Consider the following 15,346-nt stretch of genomic DNA (forward strand, 5'->3'; position numbering starts at 1 on the left):
GGAACCTACTGCATCAGGCTGGCGCCGGGCATGGCCGGCAGGCGAGACAGATTGGCGCATGATGCGTGCGCAGCGCGCAGGCGTCACTGCGCGCCGTCCGGGACATCAGCGCCCTTGCAATCACCGCTGAATGATTTGCGTCCAGACGTCGCCCAGAATCGCTGGCTCCCGCGGCGGCAGATAGGTGAGGCCGGCCTGCTTGCCGAATGCGGCGATCTTGCCTTCGGCAGCAAGCTGACCGAGCGCCTTGTTGACGGCCTCGATCAGCGTGCCATCGCTGGCGAGCCCGACATAGCCGCGATTGGCCCCGATCTGGTAGTAGTAGCCGGACGCCGTGATCGCCGTGTCGGGGTGCGCGGCGCGGTGGGCGTCGAAGCGGGCAAGATCGATCAGTGTCGCGTCATGGTCGCCGCGCTGGAGCGCGCCGATGAGGTCGTCGCGACCGGGGACGAGATGGGTGATGCTGTCGATCAATCGGCCCTTGTCGAAGCTCATCAGGATGGCGTCGCCGAGCGACCCGCTTTCGATGACGAGACGAAGGCCGGCGAGATCGCTGATGTCGGCGATCTTGCGGCCGCGGGCCTTCGGCCCGAGCACCACCGTCATCGGCGAATAGACGTAGGGCCGGCTCGGCGCGAGCACGCCCAGCGGGACGCGGCGGCGCCGATCGTCGCGTGTGGCCCCGGCGAAGTCCGGCAAGCGCGCCGTCTTCATCCCGGGAGCGACGAGCGAATCCTGCGTCAGCGCGTAGCCGCCGACGAGCGAGCAGCGCCCATCCGAGAGCAGCGCGTTGGCTTCGAGCGGCGGGCTCGAATCCTCATCCAGCCTGCTCTCGAACCATTGGATCGCCAGCGGCCGTCCGAGCCGTTCCGCGATCGCCTTGGCCAGAAGCACGTCGAAGCCGGCCTCCGGTTGACCGCGGTGGTGCACCGAGAGCGGCGGCCGGTCCTCGTCGAGGCAGATCTTCAGGGGATTTTCGGCCGCAAAAGCGGCCGATGCCATCGTGGAAAGAAAGGCCGCGACGGTCCATGCAACGCGACGGTCCGTCATGGCTTCCTCCGGCTGGAGATGAAGGCCCAGAGATCCCCGATCTGGTCGTCGTTGAGGATGTCGCCCCAGGGCGGCATCTTGTTGTTCTTGCCGTTCTTGACCGTGGTGACGAACCGCGCCTTGTCGTCGGGGAAGACGCGCAGGTCCGGCGTGATGGTGCCGGAGTTCATCAGGTTGGGGCCATGGCAGTGTGAGCATTTCTCGGCATAGGTCGACTTGCCGTGGTCGATCTGCGCCTGCAGTGGATTGCCGGTTGCGTCGTCCGCGGCGCGAACGGTCGCCGCAAGCGCGACCGTCATCACCGCGACGGTGGCGATCGTCGCCACCGTCCTGTGTGATACTTCTCTCAGCATCGTGCCGTGGTTATTGCTTGACCGCAAAGACCCAGAGCGAGCCGCCGGGCGGCACCTTGGCGAGCCGCTCGTCGCCGGAGAACAGCGAGTAGACGCCGCCATAGCCGCTCGTCACAGCAACATACTGCACGCCATCCTGCTGCCAGGTCACCGGCTGTCCCTCGATGCCGGACCCGGTCTGGAATTGCCAGAGCTTCTTGCCGGTATCGGCGTCGAAGGCCTCGAACTCACCGGTCAATGCGCCCGAGAACACGACGCCCCCGGCCGTCGACAGCACGCCCGAGAAGCGCGGAATGTCGCTCGGCGCTTCCCATTTCGACTTGCCGGTCATGGGGTCGATGGCCTTGAGGTGGCCGCGCGGTCCGTCCCCGAACTCCCAGGGATCGGTCAGGTCCATGCCGAGATACCATTCACCCTGCTTGAAGGTGACGGGCTCCGCCTTGTACTTGCCGCCGAAGTTGAGCGTGTTGGCATAGGCGAGGCCGGTCTGCGGATTGAACGACATCGGCTCCCAATTCTTGCCGCCGAGGATGGACGGATAGACCGTCACTTTCTTGCCCTCGCGCGCGTCCTTGGAAACGTCGGTCTCGATCGGACGTCCGGTCTTCATGTCGATCCCGGTCGCCCAGTTGACCTTCACGTACGGATTGGCCGCGAGCAGCTTCCCGTTGGTACGGTCGAGTACGTAGAAGAAGCCGTTGCGGTTGGCATTCATCAGTGTCTTGGTCAGAGCTGGCCCCGGTTGTTTGGACAGCGCCCCGCTGGATTTAAGTGGATTCCTGCCGGGTTATGCTGAACGCGGGGCTTTACGGTTTTGTCGTTGCGTCGGGAGGGCGTAGCCCGACCAGAGCGACGACAAAACCGTCGGCGACGGCCATGCGGCCATCACCATAGCTTGCGTGCCGAAGTAAGCCTCGTCGGGCGTGCGCCCGTCAAGGCTCGAGTGAGGGCGTCCCTGATTGTAGAAGGCCAGATACTTGGCAATTGACGCTCGCGCCTCGGACACGCTGTCGTAGGCGCGGAGATATACTTCTTCGTATTTGACCGTGCGCCAGAGCCGCTCGACAAACACGTTGTCGCGCCAGGCGCCCTTGCCGTCCATGCTGATGGCGATCTTCGCGTCCAGCAGCACATCGGTGAACTCGAGGCTGGTGAACTGGCTGCCCTGATCCGTGTTGAAAATCTCGGGCCTGCCGTGCTTCGCCAACGCCTCCTGGACCGCTTCGACGCAGAAGGCCGCCTCCATTGTGATCGAGACGCGATGGGCCAGGACCCGTCGGCTGAACACATCGACGACCGCCGCGAGATAGACGAAGCCACGCCGCATCGGAATGTAGGTGATGTCCATTGCCCACGCATGGTCGGGCCGCTCGATCTTCAATCCGCGCAACAGGTACGGGTAGATCTTGTGACCCGGAGCCGGCTTGCTCGTGTTCGGGCGACGATAGACCGCCTCGATCCCCATGCGCTTCATCAGCGTCGCGATGTGGCGGCGACCGGCGTATACGCCCTCCCGCCGCAGCAACGATCGCAGCATACGCGCTCCCGCGAAGGGATAATCGAGATGCAGCTCATCGAGCCGACGCATCAAGGCAAGGTCCTCGGCCGAAACTGGCCGAGGTTCATAGTAGACCGTGCTGCGAGCCAGCTTCAGGACCTTCGCCTGGCGCACGATAGAAAGATCATGATCGCGGTCGATCATCGCTTTGCGCTCAGCAGGCCCGCCTTGGTGAGCGCGCCGGACAAAAAATCGTTTTCCAACGCCAGCTCGCCGATCTTGGCATGTAACGCCTTCAAATCGACCGGCGTCTCGGCCGATGTCTTGTCATGCCCAAACACGCCGGCGGCGCCTTCCAGGAGCTGGTTTTTCCAGATCGTGATCTGGTTCGGATGAACATCAAACAGTTGCGCCAGCTCCGCCAGTGTCTTGTCGCCTTTGACCGCAGCCAAAGCAACCTTCGCCTTGAATGCCGGAGAATGCGTCCGGCGGCTCTTCTTCGTCATCTTCGCTCCTGATTCGCAGCAAGAATCCTCGCCGCTGTCAGGCAGAAAATCCACTCAAGCTACTGTCCGAATTTGCGGGGCCAGCTCTAGCTACCCGCGCGAGCCGGCATCCGTCACGCTCGACATCGATGATACCTGCGACGTCGTCCACGGCCATCAGCAGCTCTCGCTGTTCAACGCTCATTATGACGAACGCTGCTTCCTGCCGATCCACGTCTACGACACGGAGAAGAACCGGCCCGTGGCCGTCGTGCTGCGGCCCGGCAAGACGCCGGGCGGCGTCGAGGTGCGTGCCCATCTGCGCCGCCTGGTACGGCATATCCGGACGCGATGGCACAACACGCAAATTACGTTCCGTGGCGACGGGCACTATGCCCGGCCGGAGGCAATGGCGTGGTGCGAGACCAACGGCATCGACTACATCTTCGGTCTGTCCGGCACCAAGCCTCTCGCCAGAAAAGTCGACGAGGTCGCCGACGACATCCGCACGCGACGCGCCATCGAGAACCTGCCGGTTCTGCGTGGCTATACCGAGACGCGCCACAAGGCAAAGTCCTGGGATCGCGAACGGCGCACTGTCGCCCGTATTGAGGCGACGATGCTCGGCCTCGACATCCGCTTCGTCGTCACCAGCCTCGATGTCGGCTCGGCCGAGTGGATCTACGACAGCCTGTATTGCGCGCGCGGCCAAGCCGAGAATCTGATCAAGCTGCATAAGACGCAGCTCGCCTCCGATCGCACCAGCTGCCGTTCGGCGCTCGCCAACCAGGTCCGTCTCGTGCTCCATACGGCCGCTTATTGGCTGATGCTGACCGTGCGCGACGCCATTCCCAAAGCCCGGGAATTGGCCGCTGCCGAGTTCGCGACGCTGCGTCTTCGGCTCTTGAAAATCGCCGCCCGTGTCGTCGAGACCACGAGCCGCATTCGCCTTGCGTTTGCCGCGGCATGTCCCGAAGCCGACCTGATCTGCGGCTTGCCCGGCGCGCTGCTGCCGCTCGGTCCTTGACCGGCGGGGCGTCCGCCCCCGTTCGCCCAACCCATCCCTCAAGCGCGTTGCAAAGTACCGGTCGTCAGGCGGCGAAAAGCCGAAGGCAATCCTGTGCGCCTCGTCAGACAAGATGTGCGGCCGCATCAATCGGGCCCAAAAGCCGCACTCTCACGAATAGGACGGGCTAGATGATTTCGCGTCGTTCAATTGCCCTTGCCCTTGCCCTTACGATTGCATTGTCAGCCGGCCCGGCGTGGTCGGCCTCTGGCAACGCGGTCAAGTTGTTCGACACCGACAATGACGGCACGCTCGATCTTGCCGAGGTGAAGAAGGTGGCCGCCGCAATGTTCGCAAAGCTCGATCCCGATCATGACGGCACGCTTGATGCGCGCGAATTGCGCGGACGGTTGTCGGCGAAAGAGCTCGCCGCCGCCGATCCTGACCGCGACGGGACGCTTACGCTGGACGAATATCTGTCCGTGGTCGAGCAACGCTTCAACGCGGCGAATCCCGACAAGGACGGAACGCTGGATGCGAAGGAGCTGAACTCGCGCGCCGGCCGCACCCTGCTGCGATTGTTACGGTGAGAGGGCGCACTCGGAACTGACCTGACGAGGGCCGTGTTTGCGATCATTCCGGCCTGACGCTTGGGAACATCGGGCTGCTCGGCCTGTTTTCTCCGCAGCGTCCCGCCTGGCGCCGGGGCTGCGCGGCGGGCGAAGAGGAGTTGCAGATGAACACAAAACGTTCCGTTCTTGCCGCCTGCGCCATCCTGACATTGAGCGCCGGCGTTGCCGTCGCCGGCCCGTGCAACACCGGTAGCGCCAGCACCGACAAGGATGCTGGCTCTGGTCCGGTCACCGTGGGCTCCGCTCAGTCGAACTCATCCAGTTCAACGGGTGATACCAGCCAGCATCCGCCGACCAGCACGATGAATCGTGCAAGCGGTGACACGCCGGCTTCGTCCGAGGATGCGCAGCGGCAAATGCAGAGTGAGCCGACCGCGGCCCAACGCGCCGAAGGCGCCAAGCCGAATACCGAAATGGCCGACAAGGGCTGCTGACGGCACCGTTGTCGATTAGGCGCGCGGTGCGTTGCACAAGTTGTTGTCTCGCTGGTCGTGTTTGACCAAGAGGGAACTGGCTTTGTCCGAGAGAGAAATGCAGCCGCGAAGAATCGACACAGACGAGTTCGGCAGTCGAATCGAGGCTTGAACTGCACCTGACGCAGCCCTACGTTTTGCGCCGCGCGATGTCGCGCTCAATACCTTGGGAGACCCGAATGGCTTGGAAAGCTCCGAAGATCGTGGAAGTGCCGGTCGGCATGGAAATCAACATGTACGCCTGCGCTTCGCGCAAGTAGGACTGACGACCTGCCGCGGCTTCGATGGCGGGCGCCGTCGAAGCCGCTTCAGTGTCGGATTTCGGCATGGCCTCATCATGCTTTGCGATGGACGCGAAGCGACACGTGCACAGGCTTCGACCTCTCGACCAAAATCTCGACCGTGCAAAATCTCGACCGTGCTCTGCCGCAGTGTGCTACGCTGATGCTCGGTGAGCGTTGCTGCCGCATCACAGCGGCGCGCCTTCGGGGCACGGGATGGGCGGCAGAACCTGTAAGTTCTGGATGGTGATCGGGTGCGCGATCGTGCTGGCGCCGGCACGCAGCAGCGCCGAGGAAGGCTTTGATACCGAGCACATTTTCGGCTTCATGATCGGCACCGATGTCGGCAATGTCGGCGAGCGCGAATTCCAGACTCAGACGACAGGGCGCTTCGGCAAAGGCGGGGCGGCGTATCGCGCGCTCGAGCACGAGGTCGAGATCGAGGTGGTGCCACTGCCGAATTTTCGTATCGAGGTCGGCGGCACCGCCAGCTTGCACGACATCACCGGCGTCCCTGATATCGACGACCGCCGCCAGTTCAACTTCCAGGGCGCCTCGCTCGACCTGCGTTATCGCCTGCTGGATCGCGACCGGGCGCCGTTCGGCTTCACTATCGCTGCCGAGCTGCACGGCGACCGCATTGACGAGACCAGCGGCGCCAAAGGGCGAATGTACGGCACCGAGTTCACGCTGGCTTTCGACCGCGAACTGATCCCGAACTTCGCCATCGGCGCCCTCAACCTGATCTATCAACCGGAATGGGCGCGCCTCGAGGTTGGAGGAATATCCGAGAAGAGCTCAACGATCGGCGCTGCGTTTGCCGGCCTGGCGCGCGTGCGGCCGAATGTGCTGCTCGGTGGCGAGTTGCGCTATTTCCGGCAATATGAGGGGATCGGCCTCGGAGAATTTGCAGGCCAGGCCCTGTTCGTCGGCCCCACCGCATATTTCCAGCTATCCGAGCGCTCGCGGCTGACCTTGAGCTGGAGCTTGCAGGCCTGGGGACGTCCGGCCGGATCGGGCGGCAAGCTGGACCTCGTCAATTTCGAGCGGCACCAGGCCCGGATGGTGTTCGGGATCAACTTCTAGCTGCGAGATCGTCATGGGGCGGGGACAAGCCCGACCATGACCTCTGGAGAATTCGGCGTTTTGCGTCGCGAGGGCAGCAAGGGATGGAGGCAGTTCCCAGCCATTCCTGACCTCCGCCTGAAACTTCCCCCCTCCCTGCAACGTAATCTTTCGTGCTAATCTCCAGCGCCCCTTGCGAGAGGATCCGGCATGAACCCGATTGACCTGGTGGTGACTGTGTGTGCGGTGCTCTCGCCTGCGACCTGCGAGGAGCAGCATCTGGTGTTCAACTATTCCGGCTCGCCCCGCCAATGCGTGATGGCCGCGCCGCCCTATATCGCGCAATGGGTCAGCGAGCATCCGAAGTGGCAGGCGGTGCGTTGGCGCTGCGAATATCCACACCCCAACGACAGGGCATAGGGCGCCCGCGCTACTTCGTGCAGTCCTTCAGATCCTTGTCGGCGATCGAGAACACGGCGTCCGCCTTGATCTCGATGTCACGGACGATGCACTGCCGCGCGTCGGGATAGCTGACCTTGGCGTCATAGCGGCCGGGCTCGACACCGGTGATGCGCAGCCGCTCGTCGTGATCGACCTCCTTGTCCTTGTCGTTCAGGCACTGGTTCGGACCCCAGTCGGTCTTGCCGGCCGGCGCGAGCTGGAAACCGGAGATCGTCTCCGTCGTCAGGTTCCAGAGCCTTACGCCCTTGCCCTTGGCCTGCGCGGCGGCCTCGCCGGCAAGCGTCGACAACGCGATCAATGCCAGTACCCAACGCATCAAGCAGTCCTCCCACAGGCGCGCCGTCATTCCCTGATCAGGCGTTCGCGGTTCTTTGCCTTGTCGAAATTCTTGGCGCGGTCAAGGCCGTTCGGCGCGATCAGCTTCGCCGAGGCGAGATCGGCGCCGTCGAAATCGGCGTCGATGACGATGGCGCCGGTCAGATCGGCTCCGCCGAGTTGGGCGTTTTTCAGCGATGCACCGCTCAGGTCGGCGCCCCTGAGGACCGCGAATTCAAGGTCGACGCGTGACAAATCGGCGTTGCGCGCGTTCAGCCGTTCCATATTGGCGGATCTCAGCACCGCGCGCATCAGCCCCATCGACTGGTTGCGCATGTCGGCACCGAGATGTGCATCCGCGATCGACGTGCCGACCATGCTCGCGCCGGTGAGATCTGCCGTGATGCGCGCACCGGTCATATCGGCGCCGTCGAGGCGAGCACGTGCCATCTGTGACGCGAACAAATTGGCGCCCTTCAGACTCGCGCCCGTGAGATCTGCGTCCAGCAGCCACGCCTGATCGAGGATCGCCCCATCAAGCCGGGCACCGGCGAGCTTCGTCTTGTTGAGCCTTGCCGCACGGAGAATTGCGTTGGTCAGGTCGAGACCACTGAGATCGAGCCCCGATAACCGCTTGCCGGTCAAATCGGCGGGCGCGCCGGCGCTCGCTTTGGCCAGCGCGGCCTCGACATCCTGCCGGCTCATCTCGGCGGAGACCATGGCGGGTGATGTCAGATCGAGATCGCGCATCATGTCCTGTGCGCGCGTCGTTGTCGCGAGCAGAGCAAGGCCAAGTGCCGTCAGGGCGATCCTTCGCTTCATGAGCAGACTCCGCTGCGACCCAATTTAGCACGGGCCTCGCGCGGTTGCCTATGAGACATCCCGCCCGGCGTGAGCGTCGCCTTGCTCCGCTTGGATGCGCCGCCCAAGCTCGGTCCTGATCGCCGCAATCTCGGCTTCGCTGCGCGCGGCGCGGGGGATGGCGATCGGCACCTCCTGCATGATCCGCGCGGGGCGCGGCGACAACAGGAACAGCCGGTCGCCGAGCCGGATCGCATCGTCGAGACTGTGGGTGACAAGCAGCGTCATCATCGGACGGCTCGCGACCAGAGTTGCGATCTCGTCGCGCAGACGGCCGGCGAGCGCATCGTCGAGCGAGGCGAGGGGCTCGTCGAGCACCAGGAGATCTGGCTCGACCGCGAAGGCACGGGCGAGTGCGACGCGGCGGGCAAGGCCGAGCGACAATTCGCCGGGAAAGTGGCTGCGATGCGCTTCCAGCTCCAGGATCCGGAACAGCTCGGACAGCTTCGCGTCGGAAATCTCCGGGGCCGCAAGCCGTACATTCTGCTCGACCGAGCGCCACGGCAGCAGCCGCGGCTCCTGGAACACCATGCCAATCCGCGCCTCCGGCGGTCGCGCAATGCGGCCTGCAAAGTCGCGGTCCAATCCGAGGATGATGCGCAGCATCGTGCTCTTGCCGCAGCCGGACGGCCCGATCAGCACACCGACCTCGCCGGATTGAATCGCGAACTGGACCGGCGCCAGCACCTCGTGGGTTCCGCCCGCGGCACTCGTGAAGGTCTTTCCTGTGATATCGACCTCAAGCCGCACGGGGCCGCCACCGGTTTGCGCGGGCTTCGAACGGCTGCACCAGCAAGGTTTCGATGACGAGCACGACGGCGGCGAAGGTCAGGGAATAGGCCAGCAGCCGCGGCGTGTCGAACAGCTGGAAGGCGACGCCGATTTCGAAGCCGACGCCGTTCGGACGACCCAGGAGCTCGGCGACCAGCACGATCTTCCACACCAGCGACAGCCCGGAGCGCGCGGAGGCCGCGATATAGGGCGCAAGCTGCGGCAGCACGACGTGGCGGAAGGCGCGCCAGCGCGGCATCGCGAACACGCTCGCCATCTCGTCGAGCGAGCGGTCGAGCGCGCGGGCGCCCTCGCGCAAGGTGACGATGGCGGTCGGCAGCTTGTTGATGGCGATCGCCGCGATCGCGGCGGCCTCGGTGAGCCCGGCCCAGATATAGGCCAGTACGATCACGACCAGCGCCGGCAAATTGAGCAGCAGGATCAGCCAGGGATCGCCGAGCCGATCGGCGAGCTTCACCCGGCCCATCAGGTAACCGATCGCGCTGCCGAGCGACATCGCCAGCACGAAGGCGAGCGTGACGCGCGCCAGCGTGGCGCCGAGATGCAGGAACAGCGCGCCGGATGAGGCTTCCGCGATCATGACCTGGAGCACGGCCGACGGTGAGGGCAACTTCGCGCCACCGACGAACAGCGCGGCGGTCCACCAGATTGCGAGGAACAGGGCGAACGAGAGAAGACGCAGCACCTCAGTCTCCGGGGACTGCGTGATAGAACGTGCCGGGGTCGAGCTCGGCCGCAGGGCCAACGAGTTCGCGGCCGCCGATCTCGGCCAGCACGCGGTAGAGCACGCGTGCGTCCTTCTCCTCATCGTCGATGCTCCGGCGCGGAATGCCGTCGCGGTAGCGGTCGCGGTAGGTCTTGAGCACGGCCGGATCGCTGGTGCCGGTGAGCGGCGCGACCTTGTCCCAGGCCGCGTCCGAGGTCGCCAGCAGCTCTTTGGCCTTGCGGGTCATCGCGATGAAGCGCGCCACGGCGTCGCGATGGCTCGCGGCCCAGCTCTCGTCGAAGACATAGCCGACGGCGGAGACAGCACCCTTGGCGCCGAGCTTCGGCAGGATGTCCTCGATGCCGGCGAGGCGCCGAAAACCCTTGGCTTCGAGCTGGGCGCAGAAATTCCAGAAATTGAGGCTCGCATCCATCTCGCCGTCCAGCGCCTTCGCGGCGATCAGGGGCGGGGCGCCATAGACGATGGTTGCCTCGGACTTCAGGTCGATCCCGTCCTGTTTCATGCGCGCCTGGAGCAGCAGCCAGCTCTTGTCGATCGCCCCGCCGGCGACGGCGAGCTTGCGGCCCTTGAGGTCGGCGAGCGTCTTGATTGGAGAAGCCGCCGGAACCATCACCGCGCCCAACGCGCTCGAGTAGGGATAGAAAGAGAGCTTGGCGCCCAGCGCGCGCTCGCGCGACACCCACAGCCAGTCCGACAGGATGATGTCGGCGCTGCCGGCGCGCATCGCGATCTTGCCGGCCTCGGTGCTCGCGAGTTCGGTGACCTCCAGCGACAGGCCGGCCTCCTTGTCGAGACCGCTCGCTCGGATTGCGGCCAGCTCCCAGGAGAATGTTCCGGTTTTCTGCACCGCAAGGCGGATCGCATCCGCGGCGCGGCCGGGCGCGGCGAGCGGCAGCGCCAGCGTCATTGCGAGCGCCAATGTTCGACCAAATGCCCTCGTCACACCCAGTGCTCTCATCACCTTGTGAGCCGTTTCCTCTGACGGAATGCTTTTCAGGACAATACGCATAGCATAGCCTTGGTCGCAACCAGCGGGAGGATGCGCATGAATCTGGCGGGACAGCTACGACCGATTGTCGCCGCATTGGTGATGCTGGCTGCGAGCGCGTGCATGGCACGGGCCGAGGAGGTCAATGACTATCCCACCTCGGCGCGCGCGGAGTATGTCTATGGCTGCATGAAGGCCACCGGCGAGACGCGGGCTGCGATCGAGCAATGTTCCTGCTCGATCGACGTGGTGGCTTCGATCATACCCTACGAGCGCTATGTTACCGCCGAGACCGCGCTCAGCATGTCGCAGGTGCGAGGCAATCTCGGCGTCCAGTTCCGCACCTCGGAGCAGGCGAACTCGGCGGTGAACGACTTGAGGCGCGCGCAGGCGGAAGCCGAGGTCAGGTGTTTCTAGTTTGCTGCCGTCATTCCGGGGCGCGCGAAGCGCGAACCCGGAATCTCGAGATTCTCAGGTGCGCAATTGCGCGCCAGAGTTCGGTCCTGCGGATCGCCCCGGAATGACGGCTCGCTATCACGTCCCCGGTTTCTCCACATCCCACTCGTTGCGGAACACGTGCCCGTCCGTGTCCTTTGCTTCCGCGCGCAAACGCTTGGCGCCGTTGGATACGTACGTGAAGCGCAGGTTGGGATCCTCCGAGATCGAGATGCCGCCTTCCATCGACAGCACGGGGCTGTCGTCCTGCGTCAGCTTGAGCTGGTTGATGAAGAACGCGGGAATGTAGAGCTGCGTGACCTGGTCCATCTGGAGCCCGGAATTGTTGGGATGACCGATCATGACCTGCGCCTCGCGGACGCGGCTCGCCGGCGCGTCCTCGCGGGCGAACTGGCGATAGCGCATCTGGCCGAGCCGGTTCCTGGCTTCCTCGACGTTCTTGCCCGCCGGCGCCGAGCAGCCGCCGGAGGCTTTCACGTAAGTCTTGGACACATAGAGCTGACCGTCGCTGAGCTCGGCGACCGCGTGGACATCGGTGTAGTTGTTGACGCGCACGCGTGTCGAGATCTCCGTGACATTGGCGTCGCGCCCGAGTTCGAACTTCGCCGCCATCGGCGCCGGATTGCGGTCGATCACCAGCGTGATCGAACGGATGCGCCGCGCATCGCCGGGCGACAGCTTGCTGCGCAAGGTCACCGGCACGATGGCTGCGTCCTCGGCGCGATACGGCATCTCGATGCCGATGACGGCGCTGCCGTCATTCATCGGACGGCTCTTGAAGATGTCCTGCACAAGGCCGGGCCAGGGATCATAGGCCTCTTCCGCCTTCGCCGGCGTCGCGAAAGCGAGGCCGAGCAGGAGGGCGGTGAGGGTCAGGCGGCGTGTGCATCCCGTCATGGTCATGATCCCGCGCGGACGAAACGATCGTTGGTGACAGCCTAGCGCGCCCGCTACTCCCATTCAATTTCAGAGAATGCTGCAGTTGCGTTGCGGGCGTTGTAGTCGTCGAACAGCTGCCAATGCGGCCGTTCCGACGCGGCCGCCTTGTCTGCGGCGGCTCGGATCGGCTCGCCCTTCTTGTTCAGCGTGCGGACGTCGGACAGCAGCGTTGATAGGTAGCGCCGTTGATCGATCAGCGCCGCGGGCCAGTCGCTCACGGGGCCGTGACCGGGAACGACGCGGAGCGCCGGGATGGTCTCAAGCCGCTTCAAGGTGTCGAGCCAGCCGCGGATGCTGCCGTCCACGACCGGAATGTGGCGGAGAAAGACCAGGTCGCCAGCAAACAGAGTCCTGGTCGTCTCGTCGTACACGATCAAGTCGCTGTCGCTGTGTCCGGCCGGCCAGGCACGCAAGCTCAGGCGGCGCGATCCCAGATCGAGCGTCATCGTGTCGGTCACGAGCAGGGTCGGGGCAATGATCTTGACGGGATCGATCAGCTCGCTCCCCATGATGCGGCGGAAATTGTCGAGATAGAACGGCCCGCGCGTCGCAAGCGCCTGCGGCAGCCTGCTGTGCCCGACGAATCTTGCGCCCTCCGCAACGAAGGCGGCATTGCCGAAGACATGGTCGGGATGGCCGTGGGTGTTGATGACATAGCGGATCGGCTTGGGCGTGCGGGCCCGCACGGCGGCCAGCAGCGCCTCGCCTTCGCGAAGGCTGCCGCCGGTGTCGATCACGGCCACGGCCTCATCGCCGACGATGAAGCCGACATTGGCAATGTCACCTTCGTTCTCGCGGGTCATCAGGGCGATGGTCCCGGAGTGTACGAAGATTCCCGGTGCGACTTCGCTCACAGGCAATTCGGTTGCGCAGGCGCGTGCTAGCGTCGCTTCAAGCAGGAACCAGGCTGCGATCATCAGAGCGATGCGAGACACTTTTTTTCTGCCTCAGTTCAAAGGGTTCGTCTCGTTGCACTGCAACAAGTTGGGCCAGTGCAAAGTTGGCACAGGTGGCGCGTCATGCGTTGCATGGATAACATCCAACCAAAACGAGGAGGAAGCGCGATGACGGAAGCTGGACGACATCGTCGCTGGTTGCTTTCACTGTGGGTCGTGGTCGCATCCTGTGCGTTCGGCGACGCCGCCGTCGCGCAGACCAGCGAGACCGGCGATCTCTCATTCGAGCTGGTCGATCCCAAGGTGCTGCGTGTCTGCGCCGATCCGCGCAATCTGCCGTTCTCCAACGAGAAGGGCGAGGGGTTTGAGAACAAGCTCGCCGAGTTTCTTGCGGACAAGCTCCAGAAGAAGCTCGACTACGTGTTCTTTCCGCAGGCCACCGGTTTCGTGCGGATGACGCTGGGTGCGCATCGCTGCGACGTCATCATGGGTTTCCCGCAAGGCGACGACCTCGTGCAGGGTACCAATCCCTACTACCGCACGAGCTATGCGCTGGTTTCGAAGGCCGGCAGTGGGCTCGAGGAGGTCGATACGCTCGAGGACCCCAGGTTGAAGGGCAAGCATGTCGGCATCGTCGCCGGCACGCCGCCGGCGACCAACATGGCGCTGGCCGGCCTGATGGGCGATGCAAAGCCCTATCCGCTGATGATCGACACGCGCTTCGACAATTCGGCGAAAGCGATGATCGATGACCTCGCCGCCGGCAAGATCGACGCCGGCGTGTTGTGGGGGCCGATGGCCGGCTACCATGCGAAGAAGGCCGGCTCTTCGCTCCATGTCACGCCGCTCGTGAAAGAAACCACCGGGCCGAAGCTGGTCTATCGCATCGGCATGGGCGTGCGCCCTGCGGACCAGAACTGGAAGCGGCAGCTCAACAAGGTGATCCAGGAGAACCAGGGCGAGATCAACAAGATCCTGCTCGATTTCGGCGTACCGCTGCTGGACGAGAGCGACCGGCCGCTCGGCGCGGAGGCGGCCAAGAAGACGCCATGAGACGGCCGCTTGCCGCTGTGATCGTCGTTGCTCTGCTCGTGGCACCGGCGTTGGCGCAGCAGCAGGAGCCGTTCGAGCCCAAGGGCTATCGCACCGACAATTATCGCGCGCCGGTGCCGGCGACGCTTGCCGGCGCGCGCGTGCTGACGACCGAGGAGGCGGAGGCGATATGGCGCGCAAACAGCGGCGCGTTCGTCGACGTGATGCCGCGCCCACCGAAACCGAAAAACCTTCCCGAGGGCACGGTTTGGCGCGATGCGCCGCGCCGGAACATTCCGGGCAGCATCTGGCTGCCTGACACCGGCTACGGCACGCTGCCGCCGGCGATGGATGACTATCTCCAGCGCGGCCTCGCGCGCGCCTCGCGCGGCAACAAAGCCGTATTGCTCGTGATCTATTGCCTCGCCGATTGCTGGATGTCCTGGAACGCCGCCAAGCGTGCGCTGGCCTACGGCTATTCCAGCGTCGCCTGGTACCCCGACGGCACCGACGGCTGGGAGCGCGCGAAGCTTCCGACCGATGAGGCGCAGCCGGAGCCGCGGCCCGAGCAACATTGATCAGCGAAGATGCGCTTCCTCTCTCCGCAAGCGGAGAGGGGGCAAGCGCAGTGCTGCTATTTCTGCTTTTGCAGCTTCGTCAGCGTGCCGGTACCGTTCGTCTCGGTGGCCGTATAGTTCACCCTGTCGCCGGCATGAACGGCATCCAGCATCGCGGCATCCTTGGTTTTGTACTCCTGGAGCGCGCCGGCGCTGCCAGCGCTGGCGCCGACCGTACCCTTCTGCATCTGCTGGATCGAGATCGTGCCGTTGAGACGGTCGATCCGCGTGATCGTTCCGGTCATGTCTTCGGCAAATGCGCTGGATGTGAGCAAGCTAAGGGCCGCAGCGCCCGCGAAGATGAATCTTGTTGTTCCCATCGAGGCCTCCCGACGTATGGGGTTCACTTCGACAAGGCATCCCGGATCGATTTGGTTCCGGCAGATAGCTCGAGAAAAAGGTTAACGATTGCGGAACT

At 64.4% G+C, this 15,346-nt stretch carries 18 protein-coding genes and 3 pseudogenes; 9 read left to right on the forward strand and 12 right to left on the reverse strand.

The window, feature by feature from the left end:
* Positions 1 to 120: 120 nt before the first annotated feature.
* The 4 genes and pseudogenes from ABIF91_RS29340 to ABIF91_RS29355 all read right to left on the reverse strand — a co-directional run.
* The gene (locus tag ABIF91_RS29340) at positions 121 to 1,050 is read right to left on the reverse strand and encodes a substrate-binding periplasmic protein (RefSeq protein WP_424579544.1); all 930 of its coding nucleotides are present in this window, start codon (positions 1,048 to 1,050) and stop codon (positions 121 to 123) included.
* Complete coding sequence (locus ABIF91_RS29345; RefSeq protein ID WP_028177976.1) at positions 1,047 to 1,403, reverse strand: c-type cytochrome; 357 nt, start codon at positions 1,401 to 1,403, stop codon at positions 1,047 to 1,049. The genes ABIF91_RS29340 and ABIF91_RS29345 overlap by 4 nt, the downstream gene beginning before the upstream one ends.
* 10 nt (positions 1,404 to 1,413) lie before the next feature.
* A pseudogene (locus tag ABIF91_RS29350) lies at positions 1,414 to 2,130 on the reverse strand (PQQ-binding-like beta-propeller repeat protein); the annotation flags it as partial.
* A 168-nt stretch (positions 2,131 to 2,298) separates the two neighbouring features.
* Positions 2,299 to 3,407 (reverse strand): annotated as a pseudogene (locus ABIF91_RS29355) (IS3-like element ISRj2 family transposase); the annotation flags it as partial.
* An 88-nt stretch (positions 3,408 to 3,495) separates the two neighbouring features.
* Here ABIF91_RS29355 and ABIF91_RS29360 point away from each other — a divergent pair.
* The 6 genes and pseudogenes from ABIF91_RS29360 to ABIF91_RS29385 all read left to right on the forward strand — a co-directional run.
* A pseudogene (locus tag ABIF91_RS29360) lies at positions 3,496 to 4,413 on the forward strand (IS1380-like element ISBdi2 family transposase); the annotation flags it as partial.
* Between the two features lie 170 nt (positions 4,414 to 4,583).
* On the forward strand, positions 4,584 to 4,982 hold the full coding sequence (locus ABIF91_RS29365; protein WP_028181803.1) for an EF-hand domain-containing protein: 399 nt from the start codon (positions 4,584 to 4,586) through the stop codon (positions 4,980 to 4,982).
* Positions 4,983 to 5,128: 146 nt separating this feature from the next.
* A complete protein-coding gene (locus ABIF91_RS29370) occupies positions 5,129 to 5,458 on the forward strand; it encodes a hypothetical protein (RefSeq protein WP_035670503.1) in 330 nt (109 codons plus the stop codon).
* Between the two features lie 218 nt (positions 5,459 to 5,676).
* Positions 5,677 to 5,757, forward strand: coding sequence for a pyrroloquinoline quinone precursor peptide PqqA (gene pqqA, locus ABIF91_RS29375; RefSeq protein ID WP_008562446.1), 81 nt, complete (start codon positions 5,677 to 5,679; stop codon positions 5,755 to 5,757).
* A gap of 237 nt (positions 5,758 to 5,994) precedes the next feature.
* Positions 5,995 to 6,864 carry a hypothetical protein gene (locus ABIF91_RS29380; RefSeq protein ID WP_028181806.1) on the forward strand — a complete coding sequence of 290 codons (870 nt, stop codon included), beginning with the start codon at positions 5,995 to 5,997 and terminating at the stop codon, positions 6,862 to 6,864.
* 189 nt (positions 6,865 to 7,053) lie between these two features.
* Positions 7,054 to 7,263: a hypothetical protein gene (locus ABIF91_RS29385; protein WP_028181807.1), complete on the forward strand. Its 210-nt coding sequence runs from the start codon at positions 7,054 to 7,056 to the stop codon at positions 7,261 to 7,263.
* Between the two features lie 10 nt (positions 7,264 to 7,273).
* Here the strand turns inward: ABIF91_RS29385 and ABIF91_RS29390 are convergent, their stop codons facing one another.
* From ABIF91_RS29390 to ABIF91_RS29410, 5 genes are read right to left on the reverse strand one after another with little or no spacing between them, the layout of a single operon-like run.
* On the reverse strand, positions 7,274 to 7,621 hold the full coding sequence (locus ABIF91_RS29390; RefSeq protein ID WP_155252095.1) for a hypothetical protein: 348 nt from the start codon (positions 7,619 to 7,621) through the stop codon (positions 7,274 to 7,276).
* A gap of 26 nt (positions 7,622 to 7,647) precedes the next feature.
* Positions 7,648 to 8,442 (reverse strand): pentapeptide repeat-containing protein, encoded by a 795-nt coding sequence (locus ABIF91_RS29395; protein ID WP_028181809.1) that lies wholly within the window; start codon positions 8,440 to 8,442, stop codon positions 7,648 to 7,650.
* Positions 8,443 to 8,490: 48 nt separating this feature from the next.
* Entirely contained in the window at positions 8,491 to 9,231 is a 741-nt protein-coding gene (locus ABIF91_RS29400; protein ID WP_028181810.1) for an ABC transporter ATP-binding protein, read from the reverse strand.
* Positions 9,221 to 9,958, reverse strand: coding sequence for an ABC transporter permease (locus ABIF91_RS29405; protein WP_028181811.1), 738 nt, complete (start codon positions 9,956 to 9,958; stop codon positions 9,221 to 9,223). Before ABIF91_RS29405 ends, ABIF91_RS29400 begins: the two co-directional genes overlap by 11 nt.
* A gap of 1 nt (position 9,959) precedes the next feature.
* A complete protein-coding gene (locus ABIF91_RS29410; RefSeq protein WP_035670500.1) occupies positions 9,960 to 10,907 on the reverse strand; it encodes an ABC transporter substrate-binding protein in 948 nt (315 codons plus the stop codon).
* 138 nt (positions 10,908 to 11,045) lie between these two features.
* Between ABIF91_RS29410 and ABIF91_RS29415 the strand changes: the two genes are divergently transcribed.
* On the forward strand, positions 11,046 to 11,405 hold the full coding sequence (locus tag ABIF91_RS29415; RefSeq protein WP_028181813.1) for a hypothetical protein: 360 nt from the start codon (positions 11,046 to 11,048) through the stop codon (positions 11,403 to 11,405).
* 117 nt (positions 11,406 to 11,522) lie between these two features.
* Here ABIF91_RS29415 and ABIF91_RS29420 read toward each other — a convergent pair whose 3' ends face one another.
* Together ABIF91_RS29420 and ABIF91_RS29425 are read right to left on the reverse strand one after the other, a co-directional pair.
* On the reverse strand, positions 11,523 to 12,341 hold the full coding sequence (locus ABIF91_RS29420; protein WP_028181814.1) for a quinoprotein dehydrogenase-associated SoxYZ-like carrier: 819 nt from the start codon (positions 12,339 to 12,341) through the stop codon (positions 11,523 to 11,525).
* 53 nt (positions 12,342 to 12,394) lie between these two features.
* Entirely contained in the window at positions 12,395 to 13,318 is a 924-nt protein-coding gene (locus tag ABIF91_RS29425; RefSeq protein ID WP_035670497.1) for a quinoprotein relay system zinc metallohydrolase 2, read from the reverse strand.
* Between the two features lie 129 nt (positions 13,319 to 13,447).
* Between ABIF91_RS29425 and ABIF91_RS29430 the strand changes: the two genes are divergently transcribed.
* Positions 13,448 to 14,332 (forward strand): substrate-binding domain-containing protein, encoded by an 885-nt coding sequence (locus ABIF91_RS29430; RefSeq protein ID WP_028180663.1) that lies wholly within the window; start codon positions 13,448 to 13,450, stop codon positions 14,330 to 14,332.
* A complete protein-coding gene (locus ABIF91_RS29435) occupies positions 14,329 to 14,889 on the forward strand; it encodes a PQQ-dependent catabolism-associated CXXCW motif protein (protein WP_028180664.1) in 561 nt (186 codons plus the stop codon). Before ABIF91_RS29430 ends, ABIF91_RS29435 begins: the two co-directional genes overlap by 4 nt.
* A 56-nt stretch (positions 14,890 to 14,945) precedes the next feature.
* Here the strand turns inward: ABIF91_RS29435 and ABIF91_RS29440 are convergent, their stop codons facing one another.
* Positions 14,946 to 15,248, reverse strand: a complete 303-nt coding sequence (locus tag ABIF91_RS29440) for a copper-binding protein (RefSeq protein WP_028180665.1) — start codon at positions 15,246 to 15,248, stop codon at positions 14,946 to 14,948.
* Between the last annotated feature and the right edge of the window lie 98 nt (positions 15,249 to 15,346).

This window comes from Bradyrhizobium sp. USDA 241 (assembly GCF_049739505.1).
Classification (GTDB): domain Bacteria; phylum Pseudomonadota; class Alphaproteobacteria; order Rhizobiales; family Xanthobacteraceae; genus Bradyrhizobium; species Bradyrhizobium liaoningense.

What these genes read in the sequence shown, in the direction of transcription:
- ABIF91_RS29420 (WP_028181814.1), bottom strand. Translation starts at nt 12,341, where the DNA reads ATGACGGGATGCACACGCCGCCTGACCCTCACCGCCCTCCTGCTCGGC.
- ABIF91_RS29345 (WP_028177976.1), bottom strand. Translation starts at nt 1,403, where the DNA reads ATGCTGAGAGAAGTATCACACAGGACGGTGGCGACGATCGCCACCGTC.
- ABIF91_RS29435 (WP_028180664.1), top strand. Translation starts at nt 14,329, where the DNA reads ATGAGACGGCCGCTTGCCGCTGTGATCGTCGTTGCTCTGCTCGTGGCA.
- ABIF91_RS29390 (WP_155252095.1), bottom strand. Translation starts at nt 7,621, where the DNA reads ATGCGTTGGGTACTGGCATTGATCGCGTTGTCGACGCTTGCCGGCGAG.
- ABIF91_RS29430 (WP_028180663.1), top strand. Translation starts at nt 13,448, where the DNA reads ATGACGGAAGCTGGACGACATCGTCGCTGGTTGCTTTCACTGTGGGTC.
- pqqA (WP_008562446.1), top strand. Translation starts at nt 5,677, where the DNA reads ATGGCTTGGAAAGCTCCGAAGATCGTGGAAGTGCCGGTCGGCATGGAA.
- ABIF91_RS29415 (WP_028181813.1), top strand. Translation starts at nt 11,046, where the DNA reads ATGAATCTGGCGGGACAGCTACGACCGATTGTCGCCGCATTGGTGATG.
- ABIF91_RS29440 (WP_028180665.1), bottom strand. Translation starts at nt 15,248, where the DNA reads ATGGGAACAACAAGATTCATCTTCGCGGGCGCTGCGGCCCTTAGCTTG.
- ABIF91_RS29340 (WP_424579544.1), bottom strand. Translation starts at nt 1,050, where the DNA reads ATGACGGACCGTCGCGTTGCATGGACCGTCGCGGCCTTTCTTTCCACG.
- ABIF91_RS29395 (WP_028181809.1), bottom strand. Translation starts at nt 8,442, where the DNA reads ATGAAGCGAAGGATCGCCCTGACGGCACTTGGCCTTGCTCTGCTCGCG.
- ABIF91_RS29410 (WP_035670500.1), bottom strand. Translation starts at nt 10,907, where the DNA reads ATGACGCTGGCGCTGCCGCTCGCCGCGCCCGGCCGCGCCGCGGATGCG.
- ABIF91_RS29370 (WP_035670503.1), top strand. Translation starts at nt 5,129, where the DNA reads ATGAACACAAAACGTTCCGTTCTTGCCGCCTGCGCCATCCTGACATTG.
- ABIF91_RS29365 (WP_028181803.1), top strand. Translation starts at nt 4,584, where the DNA reads ATGATTTCGCGTCGTTCAATTGCCCTTGCCCTTGCCCTTACGATTGCA.
- ABIF91_RS29385 (WP_028181807.1), top strand. Translation starts at nt 7,054, where the DNA reads ATGAACCCGATTGACCTGGTGGTGACTGTGTGTGCGGTGCTCTCGCCT.
- ABIF91_RS29380 (WP_028181806.1), top strand. Translation starts at nt 5,995, where the DNA reads ATGGGCGGCAGAACCTGTAAGTTCTGGATGGTGATCGGGTGCGCGATC.